Source organism: Nostoc sp. DedQUE08, from assembly GCF_034530895.1.
Classification (GTDB): Bacteria; Cyanobacteriota; Cyanobacteriia; order Cyanobacteriales; family Nostocaceae; genus Nostoc.
On the sequence record NZ_JAVRCD010000001.1, the window covers coordinates 24,047 to 47,658 of the forward strand.

Sequence of the window (23,612 nt, forward strand, 5' to 3'; positions counted from 1 at the left end):
AAATAGAGCAATCAATCGTGGTGAAAAAAAGATGAGCTTTCCAATTTTTCATTTGCAGGTTCATAAATGAAGCTAATCCATACAACTAGCTGGTATTTTCCAGATTCATCAGCCGGTGCTGAAGTATACTTAGATTCACTACTGCATGGCTTACAAGTACATGGACTCGAAAGTATTGTCGCTGCTCCTAAACAAGGTACAGAGGAAGATACTTACGAATACAATGGCATCTGTGTTTATCGTTATCCTGTTTTTCCTAACCCCAGCAAGATACAGGTACACAAACAGCTACCCCACGGCGGCTTTAAAACTTTTGCTAATTGGCTAGAAAACAATCGAGCCGATATATACCATCAACATTCATGGCGATTTGACTGCGGTTTACATCATCTTGCTCTCGCCCGCCAGTTAGGGATGGCTACTGTAGTCACCGTCCACATACCTGAACCTATATGTCTGCGTGGTACGATGATGCGCTGGGGTGAAGAACCTTGCAATGGGCTGATTGACTCTGTTAATTGTAGTCAATGTTTGGGAGTAGCAAAACAAGTATCGCCTTGGATACTTAAGGCTTTAGGTGAAGTTCCCTTGGATGTTGGCATCGCAGCAGAAACAAAATTACTTACTTCTAAAAGTTTTAAGCTACGCCTGCTTGGTAAAACTCTTGGTATTCCTACCCTAGTGTCTCAACATAGACGCAATTTGATGCAACTAGCAAAACTAGCCGATCGCATTGTTGTAACAAGTAATTGGCAATACAATGCTTTTGTTGCAAACAATGTTCCTCCCGAAAAACTTACTGTCTCTCGGCAAGGTGTTGCTAACACTTTCAAACGTGAAGTAACATCAAATAAACTACAAAACTCTACATTAAAAATCGGCTTTTTGGGTCGCTGGCAAGAAACTAAAGGGGTACAAGTTTTAGTAGAAGCGGTACATAGTCTACCAAATGATATACCTGTAGAGTTAATTCTTCATGCTACTCATCCGGGAAAATACGGTGCTGCCAATCGTGAAAAAGTTATGGCGATCGCGGCTCGCGATCCCCGAATTCGGATTGCTGAACCACTTTCACGCGAAGCAGTACCAGACGCATTAGCAGGTTTCGATATACTAGCAATACCGTCGCAGTGGTTAGAAACTGGCCCCATAGTTGCCTTAGAAGCACAAGCTATGGGCATTCCCGTACTAGGTTCAAATTTAGGAGGGATTGCTGAGTTAGTCAGTCACGGCATCGATGGTTGGTTAGTTCCAGCTAAAGATGTCCAAGCATGGGCACAAGCGATCGCAACTTTAGCCAAAGACGCCGATTTACTAGCTAAGTTACGTCAAGGTATCCAGCCAGTACGTACAATGGATACTGTTGCTTCAGAGATGTTGGCACTTTACCATGAAATCTTAAAAATTCCTCAGAAAAACTTTATATCTTGATGGATTGACACCGAATTTCTTTAGTTGCTTCAACTCCGACAAAACAAATTAAATTAATATTTGCAGATTTAGCAACATCTGACAAATATTGGGAAAATTAAATAAAAATAAGTATAAAAATAGTGAAAAAATTTTCTAAAATATCCTTGTTGGTTTCCGATTTATCAAGTGCAGCAATTCTGCGTGCATACTTGATAGCAAAAGCTCTTAATCAGTTAGGATATGAAGTTGAAATTATGGGTTTTTTATTTGGAAATAACTTCTATTTAAATTTACCATCAAAATTCAACGTTTATAACTTACCAGGCAAAGACTTTCCAGAGTTTTTTGGAGAAATTCAAAAATTATTACCAAAAATAAATGGCGATATAATTTATGCTATCAAACCACAAATAGCAAGTTTTGGAGTTGGACTATTAAGGAAAATATTTACTAGAAAGCCATTAATTTTAGATATAGATGATTGGGAACTCAGCTGGCATGGCGGTGATAACTGGCATTATCATCCTACACCCAAAGAATTAGCTAGGGATTTGTTGAAACCACAGGGCGCACTCAAAAATCCTCATCATACTTTATATGTGAAATGGATGGAAGGTTTGGTAAGTCACGCTGATGCTGTGACAGTGCATACTAAATTTTTGCAGCAGCGTTTTGGTGGTACATTTGTTCCAAATGGCAAAGATGTTTCCTTATTCGATCCCGCTCAATATGATGCTGAGTCTAGTAGAAATCGTTATGGTTTATCTGAATATCGGATTTTAATGTTTCCCGGTGCGCCAAGACCTTATAAAGGTTTAGAAGATGTTCTGATCGCGCTCGATAAACTTAATCAACCAGACTTGAGACTAGTAATTGTAGGTGGTAGTCCTTATGATGATTATGATAAACAACTTCAACAAAAGTGGGGACGTTGGATTATCAAATTACCTAAGTATCCAGCCGACGTTATGCCTGACTTGGTAGCAGCTGCTCACATTGTAGTTGTTCCCCAGCGAGATACTCCAGAAACTCGCGCTCAATTTCCCTTGAAGTTGACAGATGGGATGGCAATGGCTAAACCTGTATTATCAACACGCGTTGGAGATATTCCCCAACTTTTAGGTGATACTGGTTATTTAGTCGAGCCTGGTTGTCCTGAACAAATTGCTGAACAAATTCAATTGATTTTTCAGAATTTAGAGTCAGCAAACCAGAAAGGTATCAAGGCAAGAGAAAGATGTGTGGAACACTATAGCATCGAGGCTATGGCTTCTGTGCTCAAATCAGTAATTGCTCAGTTGTGAATAATATTATTAATTAAGTTAAATTGGCATAAAAATACCCAATGTCTACCAGAAAACTAATACTAAGATTCGCCAAACCCTATCCAGGTTTAATTATCCTAACAATGCTGTTGGGATTTTCTGGTGCTTTATTTAATGGTGTCGGTGTAACTTTGATTGTGCCAGTAATTTTGAGAATTGTCGGACAACCAGTAGATTTAACTGGTTTTCCTCCGATTCTCAAAGCTGTGATGTTTCCATTTGATAATCTTCCCGAAAATTCTCGGAATTTGGGAATGGCTGGAATAATTATATTTATAATTTTCTTAAAAAACTTATCTAGTTATTTTAGTATTTTAACATCGAGTGTTTTCACTCGGAGATTAAATGCGGATATTCGCGAAGCTAGCTTAGAGCTATTGCTAGATATTGATATAGACTATTATTCAAAAACGAAAGTAGGCGATATTATTAATCGCCTTGGTTCGGAAACTGCCCGCACTTCTAGCGCTATCGGGAGTATTATCAATTTAATTATTTTAATAATTACAATTTTAGTTTTCGTTGGTTTATTATTAGCAATTTCTTGGCAGTTAACTATCGCAGCAACAATTTTATTGGGTTTTATAACATTAATCAATCAATACACAATTAGTAGAGCAAAAAAATTTGGTCAACAACTATCAGAAATGTCTACATCTTATTCCATCAGTGTTTTAGAAACATTGAATGGAATTCGTTTAGTAAAGTCAACTGCCAATGAAGACAGAGAATATCAAAAAATTACTAAATTAATCCGCGATCGCGAAAAAGCAGATTTTCAATCTCAGGTAAACTCACAAGCGATCGGGCCGATAAGTGAGGTGATGGGAGTTATAGCCTTACTTTTGATTGTATTCTTGAGTAAAACTTTCTTTGCCAACCAGGTTTCTTTCCTTTCAACGGTACTACTGACATATTTATTAGTATTACTGCGACTGCTGCCTTTGGTCTCTCAGTTAAATAGTCTTCGTAGTAGCTTTGCCAATAGTGCTACTAGCGTAGAAATAGTGAGTGAGTTTTTAAGTCGCGATCGCAAGCCGTTTATGAAAAACGGTAATCTAATCTACACAGAATTAAAAGAAGGAATAGGTTTTAATTCACTTTCCTTTGCCTACCCCAGTCACGAAAAGTTAGTACTCAAAGATGTAAATTTATTTTTACCCCGTGCGACAACTCTTGCTTTGGTAGGTGGTTCTGGTGCAGGTAAGTCCACCTTGGCTGACCTCTTACCCAGATTTTACGATCCGACATCTGGCAGTATCTCTATCGATGGCACAGACCTGCGTGATTTTGATATTAAATCTCTCAGATCGCACATGGGAATTGTCAGTCAAGATACATTTCTCTTTAATGACTCGGTGCGAAATAACATTGCTTATGGAAGACCGGAAGCTACTGAAGATGAAATTATCTCAGCAGCCAAACGAGCAAATGCTTATGAATTTATTGATAAATTACCTCAAGGATTTGACAGTCAAATTGGCGATCGCGGTGTGATGTTGTCTGGTGGACAAAGGCAAAGATTAGCGATCGCTCGCGCCCTCCTGCAAAATCCAGAAATTTTGATTTTAGATGAAGCCACCAGCGCTTTAGATACTGTTTCCGAACGTTTAGTACAAGCTGCACTCGACGACTTAAGTCGCGATCGGACAACCCTTGTCATTGCTCACCGCCTTTCCACAGTCCAAAAAGCCGATCAAATTGCCGTATTAGACCAAGGACAGGTGGTAGAAGTAGGAACCCATGAAGCACTTTTACAAAAAGGGGGTTACTACTCACGCCTCTACTCAATGCAATTTGCCGCTCAAACTGAAGTTTCCACCAAAACTAATCCCAGCTTTAATCGCATTTCTCACGAACTGCGTACAAGGCTTAATTCAATGATTGGTTTCCTGGGACTATTAGTTGACGATCTAGTAGACAATTCTCAAGAACGCCAGGAATTAATTGACCACTCATACAACTCAGCCTTAAGAGTTCTCAACGCCATCGATCTCTTCAGCGATGTAGTTAACCTGAAAATTAACTGGCAGTTATCGTCAGATATAGACCAAAATCAAGATGAACATAACCAGTATCAAAACTTTAGTCATATCTCAGATGAGTTTCGCACGCGTCTCTATCCTCTGATTAGCTCTCTACACTTGCTAGCCGATAAATTAGAATCCGAACCCCAAAAACAAAATATATTAATTGCAGAATCTTATCAATCTGCTATTTACCTATTAGATGTCTTAAAGCTTTTTGAAAATAAAGTTTAATTTTAATTAATGTCAGGAACAAAAGTACTTATACCCCAATCTTAAAAAACTTATCATCCCCAAAAAAAATGGTAAATTCTTCCAAGAAAAATCAATATATTTTCTACACCGGAGAGCTATCATTCAAGCCGGACACAGCACACGAAATTCATGATGTTCTTTGTGCTAACGCCGCAGCTAACTTAGGCTACTCGTCAGTTTTAATTTATCCAGATAAAAAAAATTCTTCTGTTAATCTACTATCGTTAATTTATCCTTATCAACCTAAAAGACCCGGAAAAGAATTTATCGAATTTTACGATGTGCAAGAAAAACTCAAAATTGCCGCATTGCCAATGCCTTGGCCTATCGATCGAATCGGTGGTAAATTTACTAACTCTAGTACAGTTGTAACTAAATATTATTTACCAGTTCATATCCTACCTCATACTAAAGTTGTCCACACGCGAGATTGGAACTTTGTCAAAGCCGCAGTCAAAAATAAAGTTCCGACAATTTATGAACGTCACTACTTTCAAGACCGAAAATTTGAGCAAGAAATTGTCCACAGTCCCTATTTTAAAATAGCCATAACTCAGTCAGAACCCATCCGGCAAAGCCTAATAGAAAATGGAATGCCACCAGAAAAAGTAGTTTGGCTACATAACGGATTCAATCAATCATTTTTAATCAGACAGCCCGAATCAGCCGAAAGGTGGCGGCAAGAATTGCTTATAAATGGACGTAAGCAGTTAGTTGTCTATTCAGGCGCTTTGTATCCTTTCAAAGGAGTCGATCTCTTAATTGATTCCGCCAAAGAATTACCAGAAATTCAGTTTGTCATCACAGGAGGAACAGAAGCACAAGTACAAGCATATCAACAAATAGCCAGAGATAAAAATGTCGAAAACGTTAAATTCTTAGGCTGGATACTTCCACGAGAACGATTAGTCAGCTTGTTTCAAGCAGCTGATATTTTGGTTCATCCTCACTGCGCTGGAAAATCAGCAGATTTCACGAATCCAGTTAAGTTTTTTCAGTACATGGCTGCTGGCACTCCTATAGTTGCAACTGAGATTCCACCTTTAATGGAATTCAAAACATCACCTTTGATTGCCAGTTGGTGTACACCAGATAACCCGCATAAACTTGCCGAGTCTATTCAACATACTTTAGAAACTTATCCCAGAAAATTAGAGGGTTATGCAGCTAGTATAGATTTTGCCCAGCAATTTTCTTGGGAAAATAGAATTACCAAAATATTAAGCTACGTAGAAGAGGATCAACGTCCACCAATTTTAGGGTAACGGTACAAAAATAACCGAATAAATACGATTTATGACTATTAAAACTGTTGGCATGATTAGCAGCTATTCAGGCCTTGCTAAAAATAAAGATTGGTTATGGCAACAAACTCCGCACTACTTTGGTGTTTGGAACAATATTCAAATGTTGAAAATGGCAGAAAAGCCAGACTTTATGTTGCTATATCAATTTGATTTTCCTCAAGCACCGCCACAAAAATCTTGGTTAGATAGTTTTCGCAAACAGCAGCAAAAACCAGTAGTAAATGTTGAATCTTTACTGCGTGGCGTTAACAAAGAGCGGATTATTTATTTGCTCAGAGAACCGCCTTTAGATGAAGTTCTAAAAATAACTAATCATAATTATCAAGAAGCCCAGAAGTATTGTGGCTACGTTTCTGGCCCCGATGATTTTGCTCCCATTCCTGACTATATGCCTGCTATTTGGTATCACTCAAATTCATTTCAAGATTTAAATGAAATGCCGCCACCCCCAAAAGTTGCCCCATGTAGTTGGATTACTTCGGGAATTAGCCGCACAGCCAATCATCGCCAGCGTTTAGATTTTTTACAATCTTTACAATCTAGTGGCATGAAATTTGATTTGTATGGGCGTAACTTACCAGAATGGGCGAACAGTTCAGGAGAACTAGGTAACAAATGGTATGGCATGGCACCATATTATTACAATCTGGCAATTGAAAATTATGCTGATAATAATTGGTATGTAAGTGAGAAACTTTGGGATAGTTTACTTGCTTGGTGTTTACCAATTTACTATGGCGGCCCGGCTGCTGATAAGTTATTGCCGCCTGGTAGTTTTTTGCGGTTGCCCAGTTTAGATGAAAAAGGTATTGCCTACATCCAAGAAGTGACAGCTACACCTGATGCTTGGTATGCTGCCAAGGATGCGATCGCAGAAGCGCGTCAAATCATTTTACACAAATTAAACCTGCTTAACTGGTTATCAAACTTTGTCGATCAACACTCATAAATTATGAATGGTATTTGTACCCTTGGCAATGATTATGTTTTCGATCAACTGGTGGCTTTGCTCAATAGTATTGATGTTATCTTAGGCCCAGAAACTCCTGTTTGTATCTATCCTTTTGACGATCGGACACAACGAATTGCTGATGAAATAGCGAAACGCCCCAATGTATTTCTTTACGACGACCAAGAATCAATCAACCGCTGGGATCAATTTATGCTTGCAGCAGCCCCAGAACGATTGAATCGGAGTAAATCCCGTCTTTATGGCGCTCATCGTCGTTTTTGCGCTTTTGATGGGCCATTTGAGAAGTTTATCTATTTAGATGCAGACACATTGGTAATGAAGTCACTTGCAGCAGTGTTTGAAAAGCTAGATAGTTATGATTTTGTCGTCTACGATTTCCAATTTACAGACGTTAGTAAAATATATAATGTTAATTCTCCCAAATTACTAAAAGTTTTTGAGCAAAAACGCATTGATTCCGAAATATTTTGCTCAGGCTTTTATGGTGCAAAACAAGGGCTATTTGACTCAGAAAAAAGAGATTGGCTAATATCACATTTACAAAATGGCGAGTCAGAAATTTTGTATGGTGGTGCTGGCGAACAACCATTAATCAACTACATGGTAATGAGGTCTAATTTTTCTATTTATAACTTTGCTCGCCAATTGCCAGATAATGAAAAAACAGGATGCTCTGCTAGCTCCAAACACTTCGAGGAACGAGAACATATTCTTTACGATCGCGGTAATCAACTAACTTATCTCCATTACATTGGGATTCCTCCTAATATTAATCAAGCAGTCTGTGCGGGAGAAAATATTGAGTTTCCCTATCGAGAGTTATTTCTCTATTATCGTTACTTACACGAACCAGAAAAGCGTCCAGTATTTACCAGTCCTCCTAAAAATTATAATGACGCTCCAGTACCAAATTTACTTACCAGAGCTTTGCAAAAATTTAAGTTAATTAAACAAGGATAATTTATGAGTAGGGGCATTTATATAGTTGCCAATGACCGCGTTATCGATAATGCTATTGCTTTACTCAATAGCATTCGTTACTATGACCCAGAAGTTACCATTTATCTCATACCTTTTAATGAAAATTATCACAAGGTAGCAGAACAGCTTGCTACCTTACACAACGTCCAAATTTTCCCAGATTTAGAACTTATTGATACATTTACCAAACGCATCGGCGAAATTTTTGACCGAGATTTCCTTGCCTTACCCAACAAAATGCGTAAATTGGTGGCGTGGTTTGGGCCTTTAGATGAATTTATTTATATTGATACGGATATTGTCGTTTTTGAAAAAATTGCCGACAATTTAGACAAACTTTCAGAAGTCGATTTCTTCTGCTGTGATTACCATCATGCTAATGAAAAGCTGCGAAATATTTTTTCCCCATTTGTGAAAGAGCAGCAAATTTTTTCCAATGCCCAACTTCAAGATGTTTTCAATAGCGGTTTTTGGGCTTCGAGAAAAGGAGCTATTACCGAACAACAAATGGATGAAGCTTTGCGCGAGTGTGCCGCACATCGTGAATATTTCGATTTTTCTGAAGGAGTTACAGACCAACCAATTTTAAATTATCTTGTTCTTAAATTAATTTCCAAACGTGGAAATCTCGTAAAAATTCCTGGGGGAGGGCCTGGTAGTTGGGCTGGTTCGCGAAATTTCCAACAGCAAGATTACGCCTTGTATGACCGAGGACAACGACTCAAATATCTTCACTGGGCTGGTACGCGGATGAAAACTGGTAGTCCCTATTGGCAATTGTGGGAACACTATCGTTATCTGCATGAGGGTAAATTTGCCTTCATTCCCAAACTGACTCGCCGTTTATTTCCCTTTGTTTCTGCGCGTACTTAATATTAGGAGTATCCCAATGATTGATGGTATTTATATCCTAGCCAATGATGTTGTCTATGACCAATTAGTGGCGTTACTCAATAGTATGGAAGCTAATGCTGGTAGGAAAATTCCTATTTGTATAATTCCATATAATGAGCAGTTAGACAAAGTAAAGGCAGAGATTGCATCTAGAGATAATGTTACTTTATTTGAAGATTCTGATTCTATAGCTTATTGGGATAACTTTGCAACCCAGGTCTGGCAAAATCACTCAAGGGCACAAAAAACTTGGCGAAAATGGGGGCTTCCAGAACTTTATCGTCTACCAATGCATCGTAAGCTTTGTGGTTTAGATGGTCCCTTTGATAAATTTATTTATTTTGATGCAGATACGCTCCTTATGGGGCCTATAGACTATATATATGAAAAATTAGATAAATATGATTGGGTAACAAATGATTTTCAATATAAATCTGAATTGAAATATATTTTTGATGGTTCACCAGAACTTATACAGCAAATTTTTGACCAAGAAAAATTGCATTCTCATATATTTTGTGCAGGTTGGTTTGCTACTAAAAAACATATTTTTTCTCAAGCTACATTAGCAAACCTACTCGACAAATTACAGGTTAGTGAAGCTGATGTCATGGCTCTTGGAGGCCCTGACCAATCTTTATTTAACTACATGGTATTGAGAAGTGGAATTTCCTATTATAATTTTGCTTTTCATGACTGCGAACAGGCAACTGGCAACCATTGGAGTTCTCAATTTGATGTGGTAGATAACATCCTTTACGACCAAGGACGGCGGCTGACATATCTGCACTATATGAGTATAAGTTCACCACACTTTACTCAACTTTGCGCTGGTGAAGATATCGATATTCCATATCGAGATATATTTTTGCATTATAGATATTTAAACTCACCAGAACAAAGACCCAAAAGCTTTAGGCGTGAGAGTCCGCTAATGCGTTTGCAAAAGACTACTACAAGTTTTTTCAATCGAAAAGTCAACAATATTAAGCTTAACTATCGTAATTTCAAGGATAAAATGACTAACTAATTAAGCAAAAGTGGACAAAATGTTTTTTATTTTCTAGCTTACCCATTGCTCACTAATTAGGAAGGTAATTTTAACGCAATTAAATATTGGAATGATGAAATTTCAGTAAAAAATAATTATTCACCACTAGTTAACGATCTCATTTTTAGTAGAGCATCATTGCTGGCGGTGAGTATTTACGGTAATTTAGATATTTGTGAGGCTTCCTACTATTTAACCCTCTTCTAAGAAAAAGAATCTAAATCTAAAGATTGCATCCCTTCGCGTTGTATGAAGGTCATCATACTTCCCAACTGCAACCAAACTAGCAAACAAGTAAATAGACTAATTGGTAAACCGACTCCTAAAGCCAAGGATGAGGGAAAGCCAAATATCTCTAAGCCTGAAGACATAAATAGACAAGTACCGCCTGTTATGCCGATAAATGGTACAAGTAATTGTTTCAGTGAGGAACGTGGCTGAGTATTTTCTGCTCGTTCGCTTGGCCAGTTCTGCACAATTACTTTCAAAGTGCCAGATAATGCCAAACCAGATGTTAATGCTATCAAAAAGCCAACAACTAAGAGAAAGTAAGGCGGTTGCTCAGGAAAATAATACATGAAAACTCCTAATTTATATTAAAGATTTTTTACTTTTTATTTGTTGACTGGTTCTCAGCAAAAGACCCAAGTAATGTCGCTTTTGGCAGAATAGCGGCTGCACCTTCTCTGGATAATTCTGTTAAAATCCCGATCGCTACATTTAATAAACGATCCGGTTTTAAGTCATCTTTAACCAGATTCCACAGGCGTTGGACATCTTCGGTATGGAGGCGGTCATCTTCGGTGAGAGCAAGCACCAACTGTCGCCTTAGAAACTTGCCTTCTGCCGACATTAAGTATTGGAACCCCATCTGCGCTGTGGGCAATACATCAAAGTTGTTATCGGTACGAGCGATCGCAATTAAATTCTCTAACCGCTGCCACTGAAATTTACCATCTTTGAACAACACATTCAATAATCGTCGTCGTAATTCCGGCGATTCCCCTGTCAGCAACCGCCGCGCTATATAGGGATAACCCACTTCCACAATTTTGAAATCGGGGTTAAGGCTAAGGGCAATACCTTCTTGGGTAACTAGAGAACGAATAATCAAAGCAAACTTTGCCGGAACTCGGAAAGGATATTCGTACATCAGTTCCGAAAATTCATCAGTAATAGTTTTAAAGTTAAAATCCTTGACATTTTTACCAATAGCGTTTCCTAGCACCGCTTCTAATGCTGGCACTATCGGGCAAATATTCGTGTCTGGAGTCAGAAACCCTAATTTTACAAAGTCTTCGGCTAAGTCGGTATAGTCTTTATTAACCAAATGCACTAGTGCATCGACCAGCGTTTCTTTGGTGCTTTCTTCCAACTGATCCATCATGCCGAAGTCAATATAAGCCATACGACCATCGGGTACAGCAAATAAATTGCCAGGATGAGGGTCAGCATGGAAGAAGCCATATTCTAAAAGCTGTTGCAATCCTGATGTAACGCCAATTTGGATGATTGCTTCTGGATCTAAACCTGCTTCGCGGATGCTTTGAGTATCCGTCAGCTTGAAGCCGTCAATCCACTCCAAGGTTAAAACGTGGGTGTTGGTATAACGCCAGTAAATTCCTGGAACTTTAACTTGTGGGTCGTTGCGGAAGTTGGTAGCAAATTTCTCGGCGTTGCGGCCTTCATTAATATAGTCAATTTCTTCAAATAACTTCGTGCCAAACTCGTCCACAATTAAAGTTAGGTCGTGACCGAGATTTAAAGGCAACCAAGGAGCTAGCCAACCTGCTGCCCAACGCATTAGATATAGGTCGCGTGTAATTACCGGATGTAAGTTAGGGCGTTGCACCTTTACGGCGACTTCTTCACCACTAACCAGACGACCCCGGTACACCTGACCCAAGCTAGCAGCAGCGACTGGGTGAGGTGACAGTTCGCTAAAACTTTCGTGAATTGGACGACCTAGTTCTGTTTCGATAATCTGGTAAGCGATCGCATTATCGAAAGGTGGTAACTGGTCTTGTAACTTGATCAGTTCTTCTAAGAAATCTTTGCGTATCAGGTCAGGTCTGGTGGAGAGGGCTTGACCAACTTTAATAAAAGTCGGGCCGAGGCGGGTGAGCAGTTCTCGCAACTGGATAGCTCGTTTACCCTTGTTTTGCTCAACTTTATCTTGCCACTCGTCCCACTTCAGATTGAATATAAATCCTGCAAAAGAGGAGATAATTCTCAGCAGTCGCCCCCAGGCTAGCCAAGGACGGGAGCTATAGTAGCGAGCGATCGCATCTGGATTATAGAGTTTTAGTTGAGCAGGTTGATACTGACCCACGCCTTTTTTTGCCTCTTCAACTGAAAAATTTACAATTATTGTTTTTTTCCTGACCTACAAGTTAGTTGCAAGTTCAGGATAGCGGTAATCTTCTGTCTAAAATAACTAGAACTCTACCCTTTGGGGTAGCGATCGAGGCGATTTTAGCATCTGTTACTGCCTAGATTTGTTTATCTTTTTCTTAATTATACTTTATAAAACTACAACTACTTATCCAAGTTTTAGATGATTTTATCTTTTCTTAACTTTAATTTATATAAATATAAATATGTACCTATATATGCAAATTGAAACTCAGTAACCGCTTACAATATAAAGATCCCCGACTTTTAACATAAGTCGGGGATCTTAGTACTATGTTTATTTATACCTATGATTTAAGTGGAAAATAAAATTACAGCATCAACTAAAACATTGGTAATTGGTAGTAGTTTTGCCACAATTACCAATTACCGACTTTTAATTATCATGTAATGCTATTTAGATTTGGCCTCCAAGTTTTCTAAACGGCTTCTCAATTCCTGATTTTGTTGTTTGAGTTGGTCGAAATCTTCACGCAGTTGACGCAGGGTTTTTTCCGAACCAATGTTCTTTTGCACCTTGGAAATTTCTTCCTCAGCAGAGCGACGTACACGCCCATCAGCTGTTTGTTCAGCTAGCGATCGCAAAATCCCCGCTGCTTTAGGTGTTTCCATTTGTCCTAATGCTGCTGCTACCGACACTTGCGTTAAGAAGAAGCTTTCTTTGGCTAGTTCTGTTAATTTTTCTAAAATCCGTTCCAAATTAACCGGACTTTGACCTACAGAAATCTTTCCTAAAGCGCGAATTGTGGCTAAACGTAGGGGTTGTGGCACACCGAGTTTGGTGTATTCTAGCAGCAGATTTAAAGCTGCTTCCGAGGTTTTGAATTCAGCTAAACCAGCAACAGCCCCACTCCGTACGACTTCATTCCAACCCGCCTTTTCTTCTAAAACGCCTTTCAGCAGCTTTAACACCTTGTCTTCCTTGGGTTTTTCTTCTAAGTTTGATGAGGCGATCGCCCCGATAACACGAGAAGCTGCTGCTTCCACGTAATAACTGGGATCGCCCTTTTGCACTAACCCTCTGACAACTTTATAGCTTTCAGCAGTTTTGAATTGAGTAAGTGCTTCCACTACAGCTCGTCGCACGTAAGCATTTTTATCTTTTAACCCAGGAATTAAACCATCAAAGGCTTGATCTAAATTGATTTGGGCTAGTTGTTTCGCCACTTCCACGCGCACGCCCCACAATGGGTCATTTTTTAGCGATGCAGACAGTGCAACGATCGCTTCTAATCCACCTTTTTTCGCCAAAGCTGCTGCTGCATAACTACGCGAAATTGGGTCGGGATCGAATTCTAACTGTGCTTTTAACTCCGCGATTGGATATTCTAAAGCTACTGTTTTTAGGTAATTATTTCCAACATCAAAGCTGATAAATTGGGGCTTATTTTCTAGAGGAAAGTAGAAGCTTTGTTCGCGTTCATTCACCCGGACAGTAAAATTTTTGAGTTGTGAGTTAGGAGTTATGAGTTTGGAATTATTTTTAACTCCTAACTCCTCACTCCTCACTTTTTCTTGTTGGGTATAGCCAAAACCAATAGGTATTTTTAAATCAAACAAATCCTTACTGCCATTTTTACCTTCATCAGCTTGGGTTTGAGTGACTGTAATTTTTGCTAAATTAGCATCTCCATCCCAAGAGTAAGCTACTTTAAAATCGGGATGACCACCACGATAAACGTATTGGTCAAACAGGAACAAAAGATTACGTCCGGTTGCCTTTTCAATCGCCCTAAGTAAGTCTACTGTTTCTACAGTTTTGTGGGCATTATCTCGGACAAATGTTTGAATTGCCTGCCAAAATAACTCATCTCCCAATTGGGCCCGAATCATGTGATAGACACAAGATCCTTTTTCGTAGATGTGGCGATCGTAAAGTTCAATAGCTTCTCGGTAAACGTGCGTTACCATTGGACGGCGATAACGACTGCTATCTTCGCTTAAGTAACGACGAGCTTCCAATAAACGATAGTAAGCTGCTTCTTCTAAACTATATTCCTGTTCTGTCCACATTACCTCAGAGTAAGAAGCCATCCCTTCTTTAATCCAAGCATGAGACCAATGCTTAATCACCACCAGATCGCCAAACCACTGGTGCGCGAGTTCGTGGACGACTAAACTTTCAGTGTTGCGGTTATCTAAGGCGGCACGTTCATCTAGCAAACATCTGTCTGTTAACAGTGTTGTGGAAGTGTTTTCCATGCCGCCAAAGATGAAGTCGTCAACGCAAACTTGGGCGTATTTCGGAAAAGGATATGGATAACCATACTTTTGGCTCAAAAATTCGATCATTCGGGGAGTTTTTTCCATGCTGCGTTTAGCATCTTCCTCCCGTCCCTTTTCTACATAGTAGGTGACAGCTTTACCGTTCCACTCATCTCGAATTTCAGCAAAATCACCTACTGCTAAAGTCATCAAGTAGGTAGGATGAACTTGTTGCTGTAACCAATGGTAGATTTTATGATCGCCATCTTCTGTGGTGTTAATCAATTCGCCGTTGGAAATCGCCACGAGAGGGTTGGGAACGCGGATACGAATTTCCGAAGTAGACAGTTGTCCTGGATAGTCAAAGCAGGGGAACCAAAAGCGAGAGTCTTCGTCTTCCCCTTGAGTCCACACTTGAGTAGGTTTGTTAGGGTAGTGCTTATCTGGTTGAATAAAATAAATACCGCGTTGCGGTTTTGTCACCGAGTAAGCGATCGCAATCAGCAAGCCTTGACCAATCTGGGTTCCCTGAGAAAGTTGAATAGAAAGCTGTTCCCCGTCATGGTCAAAATTTTGTGGCACTTCGTCCACCTGCACAGACTTGATATTTAGATTGACAGCATCCAAAGTCAAACGATCAATACCATTACGGATTGGCAAGAGGCGAATGCTACAACTGCCCTGATAGCTTTGCTTGGGGATATCCAGGCTGAGATCGAGAAAAATATGCTCTACCTGTCCGGGGCGATCGGGGTTGTAGTGTGGTCTTGCTCCCGGTAACTCAAAAGGTTTGTGTCCGTTATTATCTGTATCAAAATAAGACTGCGACATTGATGCTTACTGACCTTGTAATCCTGAAAAGTCTGGCTTGGTTGGATGTAGTTAAGTAAAATAGCGGTATCTGATGTATTTCCCTCAACAGGGCATTATGGAGGTGACTTCTCACCTTGGGATTGGGAGATTGAAATTAATCTCACCCGAATTTCCAAAGATCGGCAACCGATCGTGGGATTTTTTCCATATCCCTGCCGCATTTACTTTTGCTGATGTTCTGCATTTGGTATTGAGTCAAGAGTCTCTTGCACCTCGATAGATTCTCATTAAGTACAAATACTCCTAATTATTTTTATAACTTTAGGATAGCTTGCTGCTAAACACGCTATTTTGTTTAAAATGAACAGCATATCATTTGCAGATTCGCTCCTCATCTGGTTGAAGTATTTTTGAGAGTAATTTTAGACCGCTAATTTGTAGGATTACTAATTTTATCAGTAAATACCATAAATGCAGGATACCAGTTGTGCGAGAGTACAATAACCGATTTCTGTCTCCGTAAAAACTCTTGTATTGGCGAGTGCCCGTAAAAGTCGCTCAGAGAGAACGCTTGTAGATTGACGTTGCGCTTCCCAAATCCTGTTAACCTCTTTAACAAATTGGCGACGCCGAATAGCCCGTCGTAGACATCGCTAGCTTGTTTGCTGCATAGATGAACTGTGAGATCCAAGTGCGATCGCAATCTGAAATCATTCGTAAACAATTGAGATTCTCAACTTCATAAGAGTTGTCGGGAATCTTACCTTTGCAATTTTTACAAATCAGATAGGATTGCTATGTATTTAATTTGCAAAAACCCATTTGTAGTGAAAAATCACTTTTAAGTTGGATGTTTGCTGATTGAGACGTCACGTTTAACTGAGAATCTTTATAATTAATATCCGATTAATAATAGATGTCAAAAGCAATAATTGTCTGCAAGTAGGAGATAGATGTGCAGCTTGTCAATCAGCGTGCTGCTGAATCCTTTTGTCATGGGTTAGTCTAGCGATGGATTAGCGGAAATTATTATAAATCCGAAAACTCTACAGTGACACTTGTATAAATCTCGGTGACAATCTGAGCAAAAGAGGATAACAAAATGCCTGAAAGTAAATCAAAATTTCTCATTCCTGCTGTTGGTGCTGCCGTCGTTGTCGTAGGAAGTATAGCGGCTTATACGTACTTTAAAGGCTCACCAGTAGGTACATCAGACGCTCTAGGTAGTGCTAAAGTAGTACCTTCAACAGCACTGATGGCAACTTATATTACTACTGACTCTCAAGCCTGGGCAAAATTACAGCAGTTTGGCACTCCAGAAGCACAAAAGTTAGTGGCAAAAGGTCTGGAAGATTTCAATAAGCAAATGTTCAGTGACAGTAACGTTTCTTATGAACAAGACATAAAGCCTTGGGCTGGTGGTGTGATGATTGCTGTATTGCCACCAAATCCCGTCAAACCAGCACAGTTAAAGGTACCCTCTGGGGCACCTAATGTACCAACAAATTTACAGGAGGAATCAAATATCCTGATAGTGGTGGGAATCAAGGACAAACTCAGCGCCTTGAATTTTGCTAACAAATTGAAGTCACAAAAAGGGGTGAAATTACAGGAATCTGACTATCAAGGTCAAAAAATTGTCGAAACTACACAAAATGGCAAGCCAACGTATAGCGTAGTTTTAAATGATAGTCAGTTGGTATTAGCCCCTGAAAAGCAAGCTGTAGAAAAAGCAATTGACACCTTTAAGGGACAGTCTTCTTTTGCCAGTAAAGAAGGTGCTAGCAGCATTCTTAAAGGAGTGGATGTTAAAAACAGCCTCGCCCAAATTTATGTACCAGACTATGCCGAGATGATACAGCAATTAACTGCTGGAAATCCGCAGGCAAAGCAGTTACCGCCACAAACCCTGACACAACTGAAGCAGATAAAATCTGTGGTAGCGGGTGTTGGAGTTGATGATGCGGGAGTGCGGGTAAAAGCGATCGCTAATTTAGATCCACAATTAAATAAATTTCAGTATCAATCAAGTCCTGGGAATATAGTCGGGCAATTTCCTGCTGATACCTTTGCTCTGATTAGCGGAAATGGCATCAGCCGTGGTTGGGAAGTGCTAGTAGAGCAGTCAAAAGATTATCCAGAAATGAAGCAAGCTCTGGAACAAGCGCGAGGACAGTTGAAAACTGTCAATATAGACCTGGATAAGGATGTTTTTGGTTGGATGAATGGGGAATTCGCCTTTGGTGCGATTCCATCAAATCAAGGAGTATTAGCGAGTGTTGGTTTTGGAGGTGCTTTAGTATTTGATACTAGCGATCGCAAAACTGCCGAAGCCACTTTAACAAAATTGGATACCCTTGCCAAAACCCAACAAATCAACGTCGCCAATAGAAATATTGGTGGTAAAGACGTAACTGAGTGGCAAATTCCCCGACAAGGAGCTTTATTAGCACATGGTTGGCTAGACCAAGATACTGTATTTGTAGCTCTTGGTGGCCCCATTGCTGACGCAGTTAGCGATCGCAAAAATCCATCTCTTGACACTAGCGACGCTTTCAAAGCCGTGACTGGTTCTTTGCAAAAGCCCAACGGTGGCTATTTCTACCTAGATATGGACAAAACTAAAACTGTGCCCCTAATCAATAGTTTGGTATCATCTAACGCCGATACCCTCACCATTTTGAATTCCATTCGCGGTGTTGGTTTTACCGCTATTAGCCCTGATAAATCTACTAGTGAATTAGAAATGTTATTAGCTCTTAAGCCTGCTGCAAAGTAGGGCATTGGGTATGGGGCATTGGGCATGGGGCATTGGGCATTGGGTATTGCGTATTGATTATTCTTTCCTGCTCCCCTGCTCTCCCACTCCCCACTACAAAACTTGATTATTCCGAGTTTCCAAGGTTTGGTTGAGTCTATCCAACGCGCCAGTCAATCTTTCTTGGGCTACAAGGTTACGGTCTGCTAGGGGTTCATCGGCGACTTCTTCTTGTCTCTTGAATTTTTGTAAGGCTCGAATTGCCACAAATAAAACTAAGGCAATGATTACAAAGTCAACTATTGCGCCAAGAAAGTGACCAATCTTGATTCCCGGGCCAATGGCGATTGTTCTCCAGTCTGTGCCAGCAAAACTAACCAAGGGATTAATCAATGGCATGATTACATCTTCAACAAAGGAAGTGACAATCTTGCCAAAAGCACCAGCAACGATCACAGCGATCGCCAAGTCAACTATATTGCCTTTAAGGGCAAAATCTTGAAAATCTTTTAAAAAGCCACTTGCTCTTCTTCTTGCTCTGGCCATACTTGACTCTCAATAAGCTGAAATTTTTGTAATTTTCTTCATAAATGCCACTCAGTTTTTTGCCATCTCTGTTGAGACAGATGTTGCTAAGAATCAAAATTTTACCAGTCTTAAATAAAATTCTCTGAATAAAATATAAATTGTAAACTGGCATAATTCACAGTTTCTCGGAACTTTGCTGTTCTCAAAATGTAAACTTTCTATAATATTTGTTGCTTGGGGCAAGCCAAAGGAGGAAGACTACCGTTATACAATTCAATTCATTTCTAGACTGCTGTCTAGCAAGTATGTCATAAGTAGAAAAGGCTGTTAAATCCAAACTAATTTATGACTGCTGCTGTAAACACTAATCCTGGTTTAGCTTCCCGCTTGGTGAATGGCATACTGGCAATTCAGCCTTTAGCTAACTTAGCCAAGCATCAAGCTAGACAAATGATGATTAAACGTGCCGAGAGAATTGGTGTGCCTTGGACGCAAGAAGTCGAAACACTACAAGCGCGTGATTGGAAGAACGATCTCGCTCAAGTACAAAATCCTCAGCTTTCCTACCCCGATTACTACGTCACCTCATTCCATGCCTACGAAACCGGAAATCTCAGTTGGCAAGCGGCTTTTGAGGTAGAACCTGCTGCTTACGCTGTCCACGCTAAGATTTGGCAGAGCGCTGAAGAAGCGCAAGGCGATCCAATGCTGCGCCAAAGTTACCACAATATCCTGAAAAGTCAAATCCCCAATGAGCCGCAAGACATCTTAGATGTAGGATGTAGTGTGGGCTTGAGTAGTTTTGCCCTACAAGAAATTTATCCCCATACCAAAATTACAGGCTTAGACTTATCTCCCTACTTTTTAGCCGTTGCCAATTACCGGGCTGGGCAACGTCAAGCTAAAATTAACTGGCTTCATGCCCAAGCTGAATCTACCGGGCTACCTGATGCCTCGTTTGATTTAGTTTCCATTTTCCTGATGTGCCACGAATTACCCCAATCAGCAACCCGACAGATTTTAACTGAAATGCGGCGTCTGTTGCGTCCGGGTGGCTACTTGGCAATTATGGATATGAATCCCAAATCTGAAGTTTACAAGAAAATGCCAGCCTACATTTTGACTTTGCTCAAAAGTACTGAACCGTATTTAGATGAATATTTTGCTTTGGACATTGAGCAAGCTATTGTTGAGGCGGGTTTCCAAGCTCCCACTATTACCAACAATACCCACCGTCACCGTACAGTAATTGCTCAGGTGAGTGGTTGATTTATCTCTATTGTTGTGGGCAGCAATACCACCCTTACTGCTGCTTGGCTACTACTACTGTCGAGTGCCATTTGCCCCACCTCTGTTAAAGTTACTCATGTTCTTTATCATTGGGGCAATATCTGGTTTTTTAGCCCTTAGCCTCGAATGGGTTTTTGAAATTATAGCCAACTGGTTTGTAGACTGGCAGCAAATGAAACGTTGGCTTCCTGGTACAGCCTTGCGGCAGCTTGTGGAAATAGGCCCAATTGAAGAAGGCTGCAAGTTGGCTGCGGTTGTTATCCCAATCTCCTATCTGCAACGCAAGTATCGATTATTTAACTCTACAGTTTTCCTCTTCGCGATCGCCGTTTCCTTGGGATTCACTGCTGAAGAGAACTGGATTTACTTTTTCCACGGTACAGCATCAGTTTTTGAACGTACTATCGGCACGCCAGTCCATGCTATGTTCTCTGCACCTTGGGGATATGCATTAGGAACCTATATTTCCTCTAAAAATCGGTTAAATCGCGACAAAAAGTTTATTTTTAGGGCTTGGCTAAATTCTGTCAACTGTCATGCCCTAGTGAATGTTCTATCTAGTGCTTGGGGTTACTCATTACCTCTACGTTTCCTGAGTTATGGTTTATTTCCTTTTCTGTTATGGATGTTTTGGCGCCTGGAACAATTACTGCGAAAAGTACAAGGTAAACCTGTAATTACCCTGATTTGTGACCGTACAATCCAGCGCCGTTACTGGCAGAGGAGTTTAGTGCTGTTTGCCCTTGTGCTGGGTGGAAATGCTATTTTTGGGCTGTTTCTCTTAATCAGGAAAATTAGTCCTTTGAGTCCGTCAAAGCTTTTTGACACTTATATTTTATGGTTTATATTTAGCCGCTTTTTACTAAATCTCTTTTTTGGAGTTTTAGCGTGGGGCATTTATCGCTATTTGCGACATTCTGCCCGCCGTCGGTATTTTTAAAATATGATTTAGGAAAAGGCTAGGGGGTTTCTATGCAAACAACTCCAGTGCGTTGGACGACTGCTGACCTAGAGCTATTTGCTAGCGATCGCAGAAATCGCTATGAGATTATTGATGGAGAACTATTTGTGACCAAAGCACCTCACTGGGATCATCAATCAAGTTGTGTCAATATTGGTACAGTTCTCAAAATTTGGTCAGATGAAACTGGTTTAGGTAAAGCTGCGATCGCACCTGGAATTATTTTCTCAGATTCGGACAATGTGATCCCTGATGTGGTATGGGCAAGTCATGAACGCTTAAAAAACTTACTAGATGAAGCTGGACATCTCACGGGCGCACCAGAGTTAGTAGTAGAAGTTTTATCTCCCGGCGAAAAAAACGAGAAACGCGACAAGGAAACAAAGCTAAAGCTGTACTCGGTGCAAGGAGTTCAGGAATATTGGATTTGCGATTCTATACAGAAAAAAGTTGAGGTTTATCGACGCGAACAGGCTGTATTAAAGTTAGCAGCTACTTTATTTAATCAAGATGAATTGACAAGTCCTTTGCTACCTGGTTTTAACTGCTTAGTAAGTAAACTTTTTTAAGTGGGCATTGGGCACTTGTACTGAGCGTAGTCGAAGTATTGGGCATTGGGCATTGGGATGATATCAGTTCCCTATGTCCTATGCCTAACTAAATTTTCAATTACCTAAACGCTTGTTAATACTGGCTGACTCGCGGCTGCGCTGACTGAATTTGATTCAGATTCAGTACAGTAGATTTCGCAGGAGTTATTGGGACTTTCAATCAGTTTCACTTTGTAAAGTTTAGCTCCCAATTCTTGAATAGGCGATCGCAGTAAATTACTAATGTAAAGTGCGATATTTTCAGCAGTCGGCACAACTTCGGCAAAGTAGGGAATATCTTTGTTTAAAAAGGTGTGATCGAATGGCTCCACCACATAATCTTCTACCACTTTATTCAGGGCACCTAAATCAACAATCATCCCAGTACGTGGATCAATTTCCCCTTTCACGGTAACTTCTAGATGATAATTGTGTCCGTGACCGTTGGGACGAGCGCACTTACCATAAACAAGCGTGTTTTCTTCGTTACTGAGTTTAGGATGAGCTAGCCGATGCGCGGCGCTAAAGTGAGTACTGATAGTAAGGTAGGCTTCCATTGCATTTCCCATATAATCTGCCCAAAGTTCAGGATGTTCAAATAACTGCACGCGGACTAAAGGCAAGTGCGGTGCTAGTCGCTGCCAGATAATCCGTGCAATATTCTCAGTGGTAGGCAGAGTTTGTTGAAATTCTGCCCACACATCATTGAGATAAGAGAAGTCCAATTGACTGGTAACTTCCCGTTGAATTACGTGTTTCACATCAGACAAGTTCAGCACCATACCATAGTCATCTAATTCCCCAGCTAGGGAGATGAATAAGACATAGTTATGCCCGTGTCCCGGAAATCTAGTACCAGCACCAAATTTCTCAATATTCTCGGCTTCACTCAGTTCTGGCAACCAATAACGATGACTTGCTGCAAACTGGGCGCGGCGATTAACAATGCATTGCATGAGTACACTATCAGCAGAATTTAAAATTTCTTAATCTTTTTCTGCTTCCAGCATAAACTAATTCCTAAGTTATGTGTCATTAATCATTAGTCATTTGTCATCTGTCCTTTGACATCTAGCGATATTGACTTATACCTAATGCCCAATGCCCAGTGCCCAATAATTATGTAACAGAAGCTTGTGCTTCACAGTGTAATCTCGAAGCTATGCGGAATAGTTCATGACCTGTGTGTAAATAACGCTCATCGTAGTTCAAAGGAAAGTAACCTAATTCATCAAGTCCATCTCCTACTTGATCGAGGCTGTAGTAGAGGTGAGCCGCTGTTCTTGCTAAACTAGGGGGATTTGGCAGGGAGCGAAAAGTAGTTTGTGCCTGCTTGAGGTCATCTCGACAAGTTTTTAAGTATTCCTGAAATTCATCTAACAACTCATCATCAAAGGGATCGGCAGCTAATTGCTCCATTTGTTCTTCTAACGAATAAAGAATCGTACAAAGCAAGCGATTTACTGGTTGATAAACTTGGCGCAGCCATTCTTCAACTTGCTCGTCAACATCGCGTCCAGTTTTTCGTGTTGTCTGGTAATGCTTTTGGGCTGATGCTGTACGCTGTTGGCGATCGCTATTTAATTTTTGGGAGTCATCTTGCAGTTCTTGGTCATAATTGCGGCGATTTTGATTGTCGCCTAAGACTTCATAAGCTGCATTGATGCGGATAATTTGCTCGCGATCGGCACTTTCCTGATTACTGTCAGGATGAAACAATTTAACCAAGCGGCGATAAGCTTGTTTAATCTCCGCAAGGCTTGCACTTGGACTAACTTTGAGAGTTTCGTAATGGTTAGAAACGCGGTTATAATTGACCATTGATT

General features: G+C 40.2%; 19 protein-coding genes. 12 read left to right on the forward strand and 7 right to left on the reverse strand.

Translation table 11 applies throughout. From position 1 onward, the window contains the following. Positions 1-66 precede the first annotated feature (66 nt). The 8 genes from RMY64_RS00090 to RMY64_RS00125 all read left to right on the forward strand — a co-directional run bounded on the left by RMY64_RS00090 (position 67) and on the right by RMY64_RS00125 (position 10,205). Entirely contained in the window at positions 67-1,431 is a 1,365-nt protein-coding gene (locus RMY64_RS00090; protein ID WP_322698970.1) for a glycosyltransferase, read from the forward strand. Between the two features lie 122 nt (positions 1,432-1,553). Beyond that, positions 1,554-2,717 (forward strand): glycosyltransferase family 4 protein, encoded by a 1,164-nt coding sequence (locus RMY64_RS00095; RefSeq protein ID WP_322674002.1) that lies wholly within the window; start codon positions 1,554-1,556, stop codon positions 2,715-2,717. Between the two features lie 41 nt (positions 2,718-2,758). After that, positions 2,759-4,999, forward strand: a complete 2,241-nt coding sequence (locus tag RMY64_RS00100; RefSeq protein WP_322698971.1) for an ATP-binding cassette domain-containing protein — start codon at positions 2,759-2,761, stop codon at positions 4,997-4,999. Between the two features lie 68 nt (positions 5,000-5,067). After that, a complete protein-coding gene (locus tag RMY64_RS00105; RefSeq protein WP_322698972.1) occupies positions 5,068-6,285 on the forward strand; it encodes a glycosyltransferase in 1,218 nt (405 codons plus the stop codon). A gap of 31 nt (positions 6,286-6,316) precedes the next feature. Beyond that, positions 6,317-7,276: a glycosyltransferase family 10 domain-containing protein gene (locus tag RMY64_RS00110; RefSeq protein WP_322674005.1), complete on the forward strand. Its 960-nt coding sequence runs from the start codon at positions 6,317-6,319 to the stop codon at positions 7,274-7,276. 3 nt (positions 7,277-7,279) lie between these two features. After that, on the forward strand, positions 7,280-8,260 hold the full coding sequence (locus tag RMY64_RS00115) for an Npun_R2821/Npun_R2822 family protein (RefSeq protein ID WP_322698973.1): 981 nt from the start codon (positions 7,280-7,282) through the stop codon (positions 8,258-8,260). A gap of 3 nt (positions 8,261-8,263) precedes the next feature. Then, positions 8,264-9,154, forward strand: a complete 891-nt coding sequence (locus RMY64_RS00120) for an Npun_R2821/Npun_R2822 family protein (RefSeq protein ID WP_322698974.1) — start codon at positions 8,264-8,266, stop codon at positions 9,152-9,154. Between the two features lie 16 nt (positions 9,155-9,170). Then, a complete protein-coding gene (locus tag RMY64_RS00125; protein WP_322698975.1) occupies positions 9,171-10,205 on the forward strand; it encodes an Npun_R2821/Npun_R2822 family protein in 1,035 nt (344 codons plus the stop codon). Between the two features lie 224 nt (positions 10,206-10,429). On the opposite strand, the gene RMY64_RS00130 is transcribed toward RMY64_RS00125, so the two are convergent. From RMY64_RS00130 to RMY64_RS00145, 4 genes are all read right to left on the reverse strand, one after another. After that, entirely contained in the window at positions 10,430-10,804 is a 375-nt protein-coding gene (locus RMY64_RS00130; protein ID WP_322674009.1) for a hypothetical protein, read from the reverse strand. 29 nt (positions 10,805-10,833) lie between these two features. Then, the gene (locus RMY64_RS00135; protein ID WP_322698976.1) at positions 10,834-12,558 is read right to left on the reverse strand and encodes an AarF/ABC1/UbiB kinase family protein; all 1,725 of its coding nucleotides are present in this window, start codon (positions 12,556-12,558) and stop codon (positions 10,834-10,836) included. A gap of 476 nt (positions 12,559-13,034) precedes the next feature. Beyond that, positions 13,035-15,677 (reverse strand): M1 family metallopeptidase, encoded by a 2,643-nt coding sequence (locus tag RMY64_RS00140; protein ID WP_322698977.1) that lies wholly within the window; start codon positions 15,675-15,677, stop codon positions 13,035-13,037. A gap of 412 nt (positions 15,678-16,089) precedes the next feature. Beyond that, entirely contained in the window at positions 16,090-16,383 is a 294-nt protein-coding gene (locus RMY64_RS00145; protein ID WP_322691238.1) for a hypothetical protein, read from the reverse strand. A gap of 378 nt (positions 16,384-16,761) precedes the next feature. On the opposite strand from RMY64_RS00145, the gene RMY64_RS00150 reads away from it, so the two are divergent. After that, the gene (locus RMY64_RS00150; RefSeq protein WP_322698978.1) at positions 16,762-18,438 is read left to right on the forward strand and encodes a DUF3352 domain-containing protein; all 1,677 of its coding nucleotides are present in this window, start codon (positions 16,762-16,764) and stop codon (positions 18,436-18,438) included. Positions 18,439-18,531: 93 nt separating this feature from the next. Here the strand turns inward: RMY64_RS00150 and mscL are convergent, their stop codons facing one another. After that, positions 18,532-18,963: a large conductance mechanosensitive channel protein MscL gene (mscL, locus tag RMY64_RS00155; protein WP_322698979.1), complete on the reverse strand. Its 432-nt coding sequence runs from the start codon at positions 18,961-18,963 to the stop codon at positions 18,532-18,534. Positions 18,964-19,290: 327 nt separating this feature from the next. On the opposite strand from mscL, the gene RMY64_RS00160 reads away from it, so the two are divergent. Genes RMY64_RS00160 through RMY64_RS00170 form a run of 3 tightly spaced genes read left to right on the forward strand, consistent with a single transcriptional unit; the run spans position 19,291 to position 21,765 of the window. Next, on the forward strand, positions 19,291-20,214 hold the full coding sequence (locus RMY64_RS00160; RefSeq protein ID WP_322698980.1) for a class I SAM-dependent methyltransferase: 924 nt from the start codon (positions 19,291-19,293) through the stop codon (positions 20,212-20,214). Then, entirely contained in the window at positions 20,207-21,175 is a 969-nt protein-coding gene (locus tag RMY64_RS00165) for a PrsW family intramembrane metalloprotease (protein WP_322685867.1), read from the forward strand. The genes RMY64_RS00160 and RMY64_RS00165 overlap by 8 nt, the downstream gene beginning before the upstream one ends. A 32-nt stretch (positions 21,176-21,207) precedes the next feature. Beyond that, positions 21,208-21,765: a Uma2 family endonuclease gene (locus RMY64_RS00170; protein ID WP_322698981.1), complete on the forward strand. Its 558-nt coding sequence runs from the start codon at positions 21,208-21,210 to the stop codon at positions 21,763-21,765. Between the two features lie 104 nt (positions 21,766-21,869). Here the strand turns inward: RMY64_RS00170 and RMY64_RS00175 are convergent, their stop codons facing one another. Together RMY64_RS00175 and RMY64_RS00180 are read right to left on the reverse strand one after the other, a co-directional pair. Continuing rightward, positions 21,870-22,742, reverse strand: coding sequence for a 6-carboxytetrahydropterin synthase (locus RMY64_RS00175; protein WP_322698982.1), 873 nt, complete (start codon positions 22,740-22,742; stop codon positions 21,870-21,872). A gap of 163 nt (positions 22,743-22,905) precedes the next feature. Beyond that, positions 22,906-23,607, reverse strand: a complete 702-nt coding sequence (locus RMY64_RS00180) for a J domain-containing protein (RefSeq protein ID WP_322698983.1) — start codon at positions 23,605-23,607, stop codon at positions 22,906-22,908. Positions 23,608-23,612 lie beyond the last annotated feature (5 nt).

What these genes read in the sequence shown, in the direction of transcription:
- RMY64_RS00130 (WP_322674009.1), bottom strand. Translation starts at nt 10,804, where the DNA reads ATGTATTATTTTCCTGAGCAACCGCCTTACTTTCTCTTAGTTGTTGGC.
- mscL (WP_322698979.1), bottom strand. Translation starts at nt 18,963, where the DNA reads ATGGCCAGAGCAAGAAGAAGAGCAAGTGGCTTTTTAAAAGATTTTCAA.
- RMY64_RS00115 (WP_322698973.1), top strand. Translation starts at nt 7,280, where the DNA reads ATGAATGGTATTTGTACCCTTGGCAATGATTATGTTTTCGATCAACTG.
- RMY64_RS00180 (WP_322698983.1), bottom strand. Translation starts at nt 23,607, where the DNA reads ATGGTCAATTATAACCGCGTTTCTAACCATTACGAAACTCTCAAAGTT.
- RMY64_RS00105 (WP_322698972.1), top strand. Translation starts at nt 5,068, where the DNA reads ATGGTAAATTCTTCCAAGAAAAATCAATATATTTTCTACACCGGAGAG.
- RMY64_RS00090 (WP_322698970.1), top strand. Translation starts at nt 67, where the DNA reads ATGAAGCTAATCCATACAACTAGCTGGTATTTTCCAGATTCATCAGCC.
- RMY64_RS00170 (WP_322698981.1), top strand. Translation starts at nt 21,208, where the DNA reads ATGCAAACAACTCCAGTGCGTTGGACGACTGCTGACCTAGAGCTATTT.
- RMY64_RS00110 (WP_322674005.1), top strand. Translation starts at nt 6,317, where the DNA reads ATGACTATTAAAACTGTTGGCATGATTAGCAGCTATTCAGGCCTTGCT.
- RMY64_RS00175 (WP_322698982.1), bottom strand. Translation starts at nt 22,742, where the DNA reads ATGCAATGCATTGTTAATCGCCGCGCCCAGTTTGCAGCAAGTCATCGT.
- RMY64_RS00140 (WP_322698977.1), bottom strand. Translation starts at nt 15,677, where the DNA reads ATGTCGCAGTCTTATTTTGATACAGATAATAACGGACACAAACCTTTT.
- RMY64_RS00125 (WP_322698975.1), top strand. Translation starts at nt 9,171, where the DNA reads ATGATTGATGGTATTTATATCCTAGCCAATGATGTTGTCTATGACCAA.
- RMY64_RS00120 (WP_322698974.1), top strand. Translation starts at nt 8,264, where the DNA reads ATGAGTAGGGGCATTTATATAGTTGCCAATGACCGCGTTATCGATAAT.
- RMY64_RS00160 (WP_322698980.1), top strand. Translation starts at nt 19,291, where the DNA reads ATGACTGCTGCTGTAAACACTAATCCTGGTTTAGCTTCCCGCTTGGTG.
- RMY64_RS00150 (WP_322698978.1), top strand. Translation starts at nt 16,762, where the DNA reads ATGCCTGAAAGTAAATCAAAATTTCTCATTCCTGCTGTTGGTGCTGCC.
- RMY64_RS00100 (WP_322698971.1), top strand. Translation starts at nt 2,759, where the DNA reads ATGTCTACCAGAAAACTAATACTAAGATTCGCCAAACCCTATCCAGGT.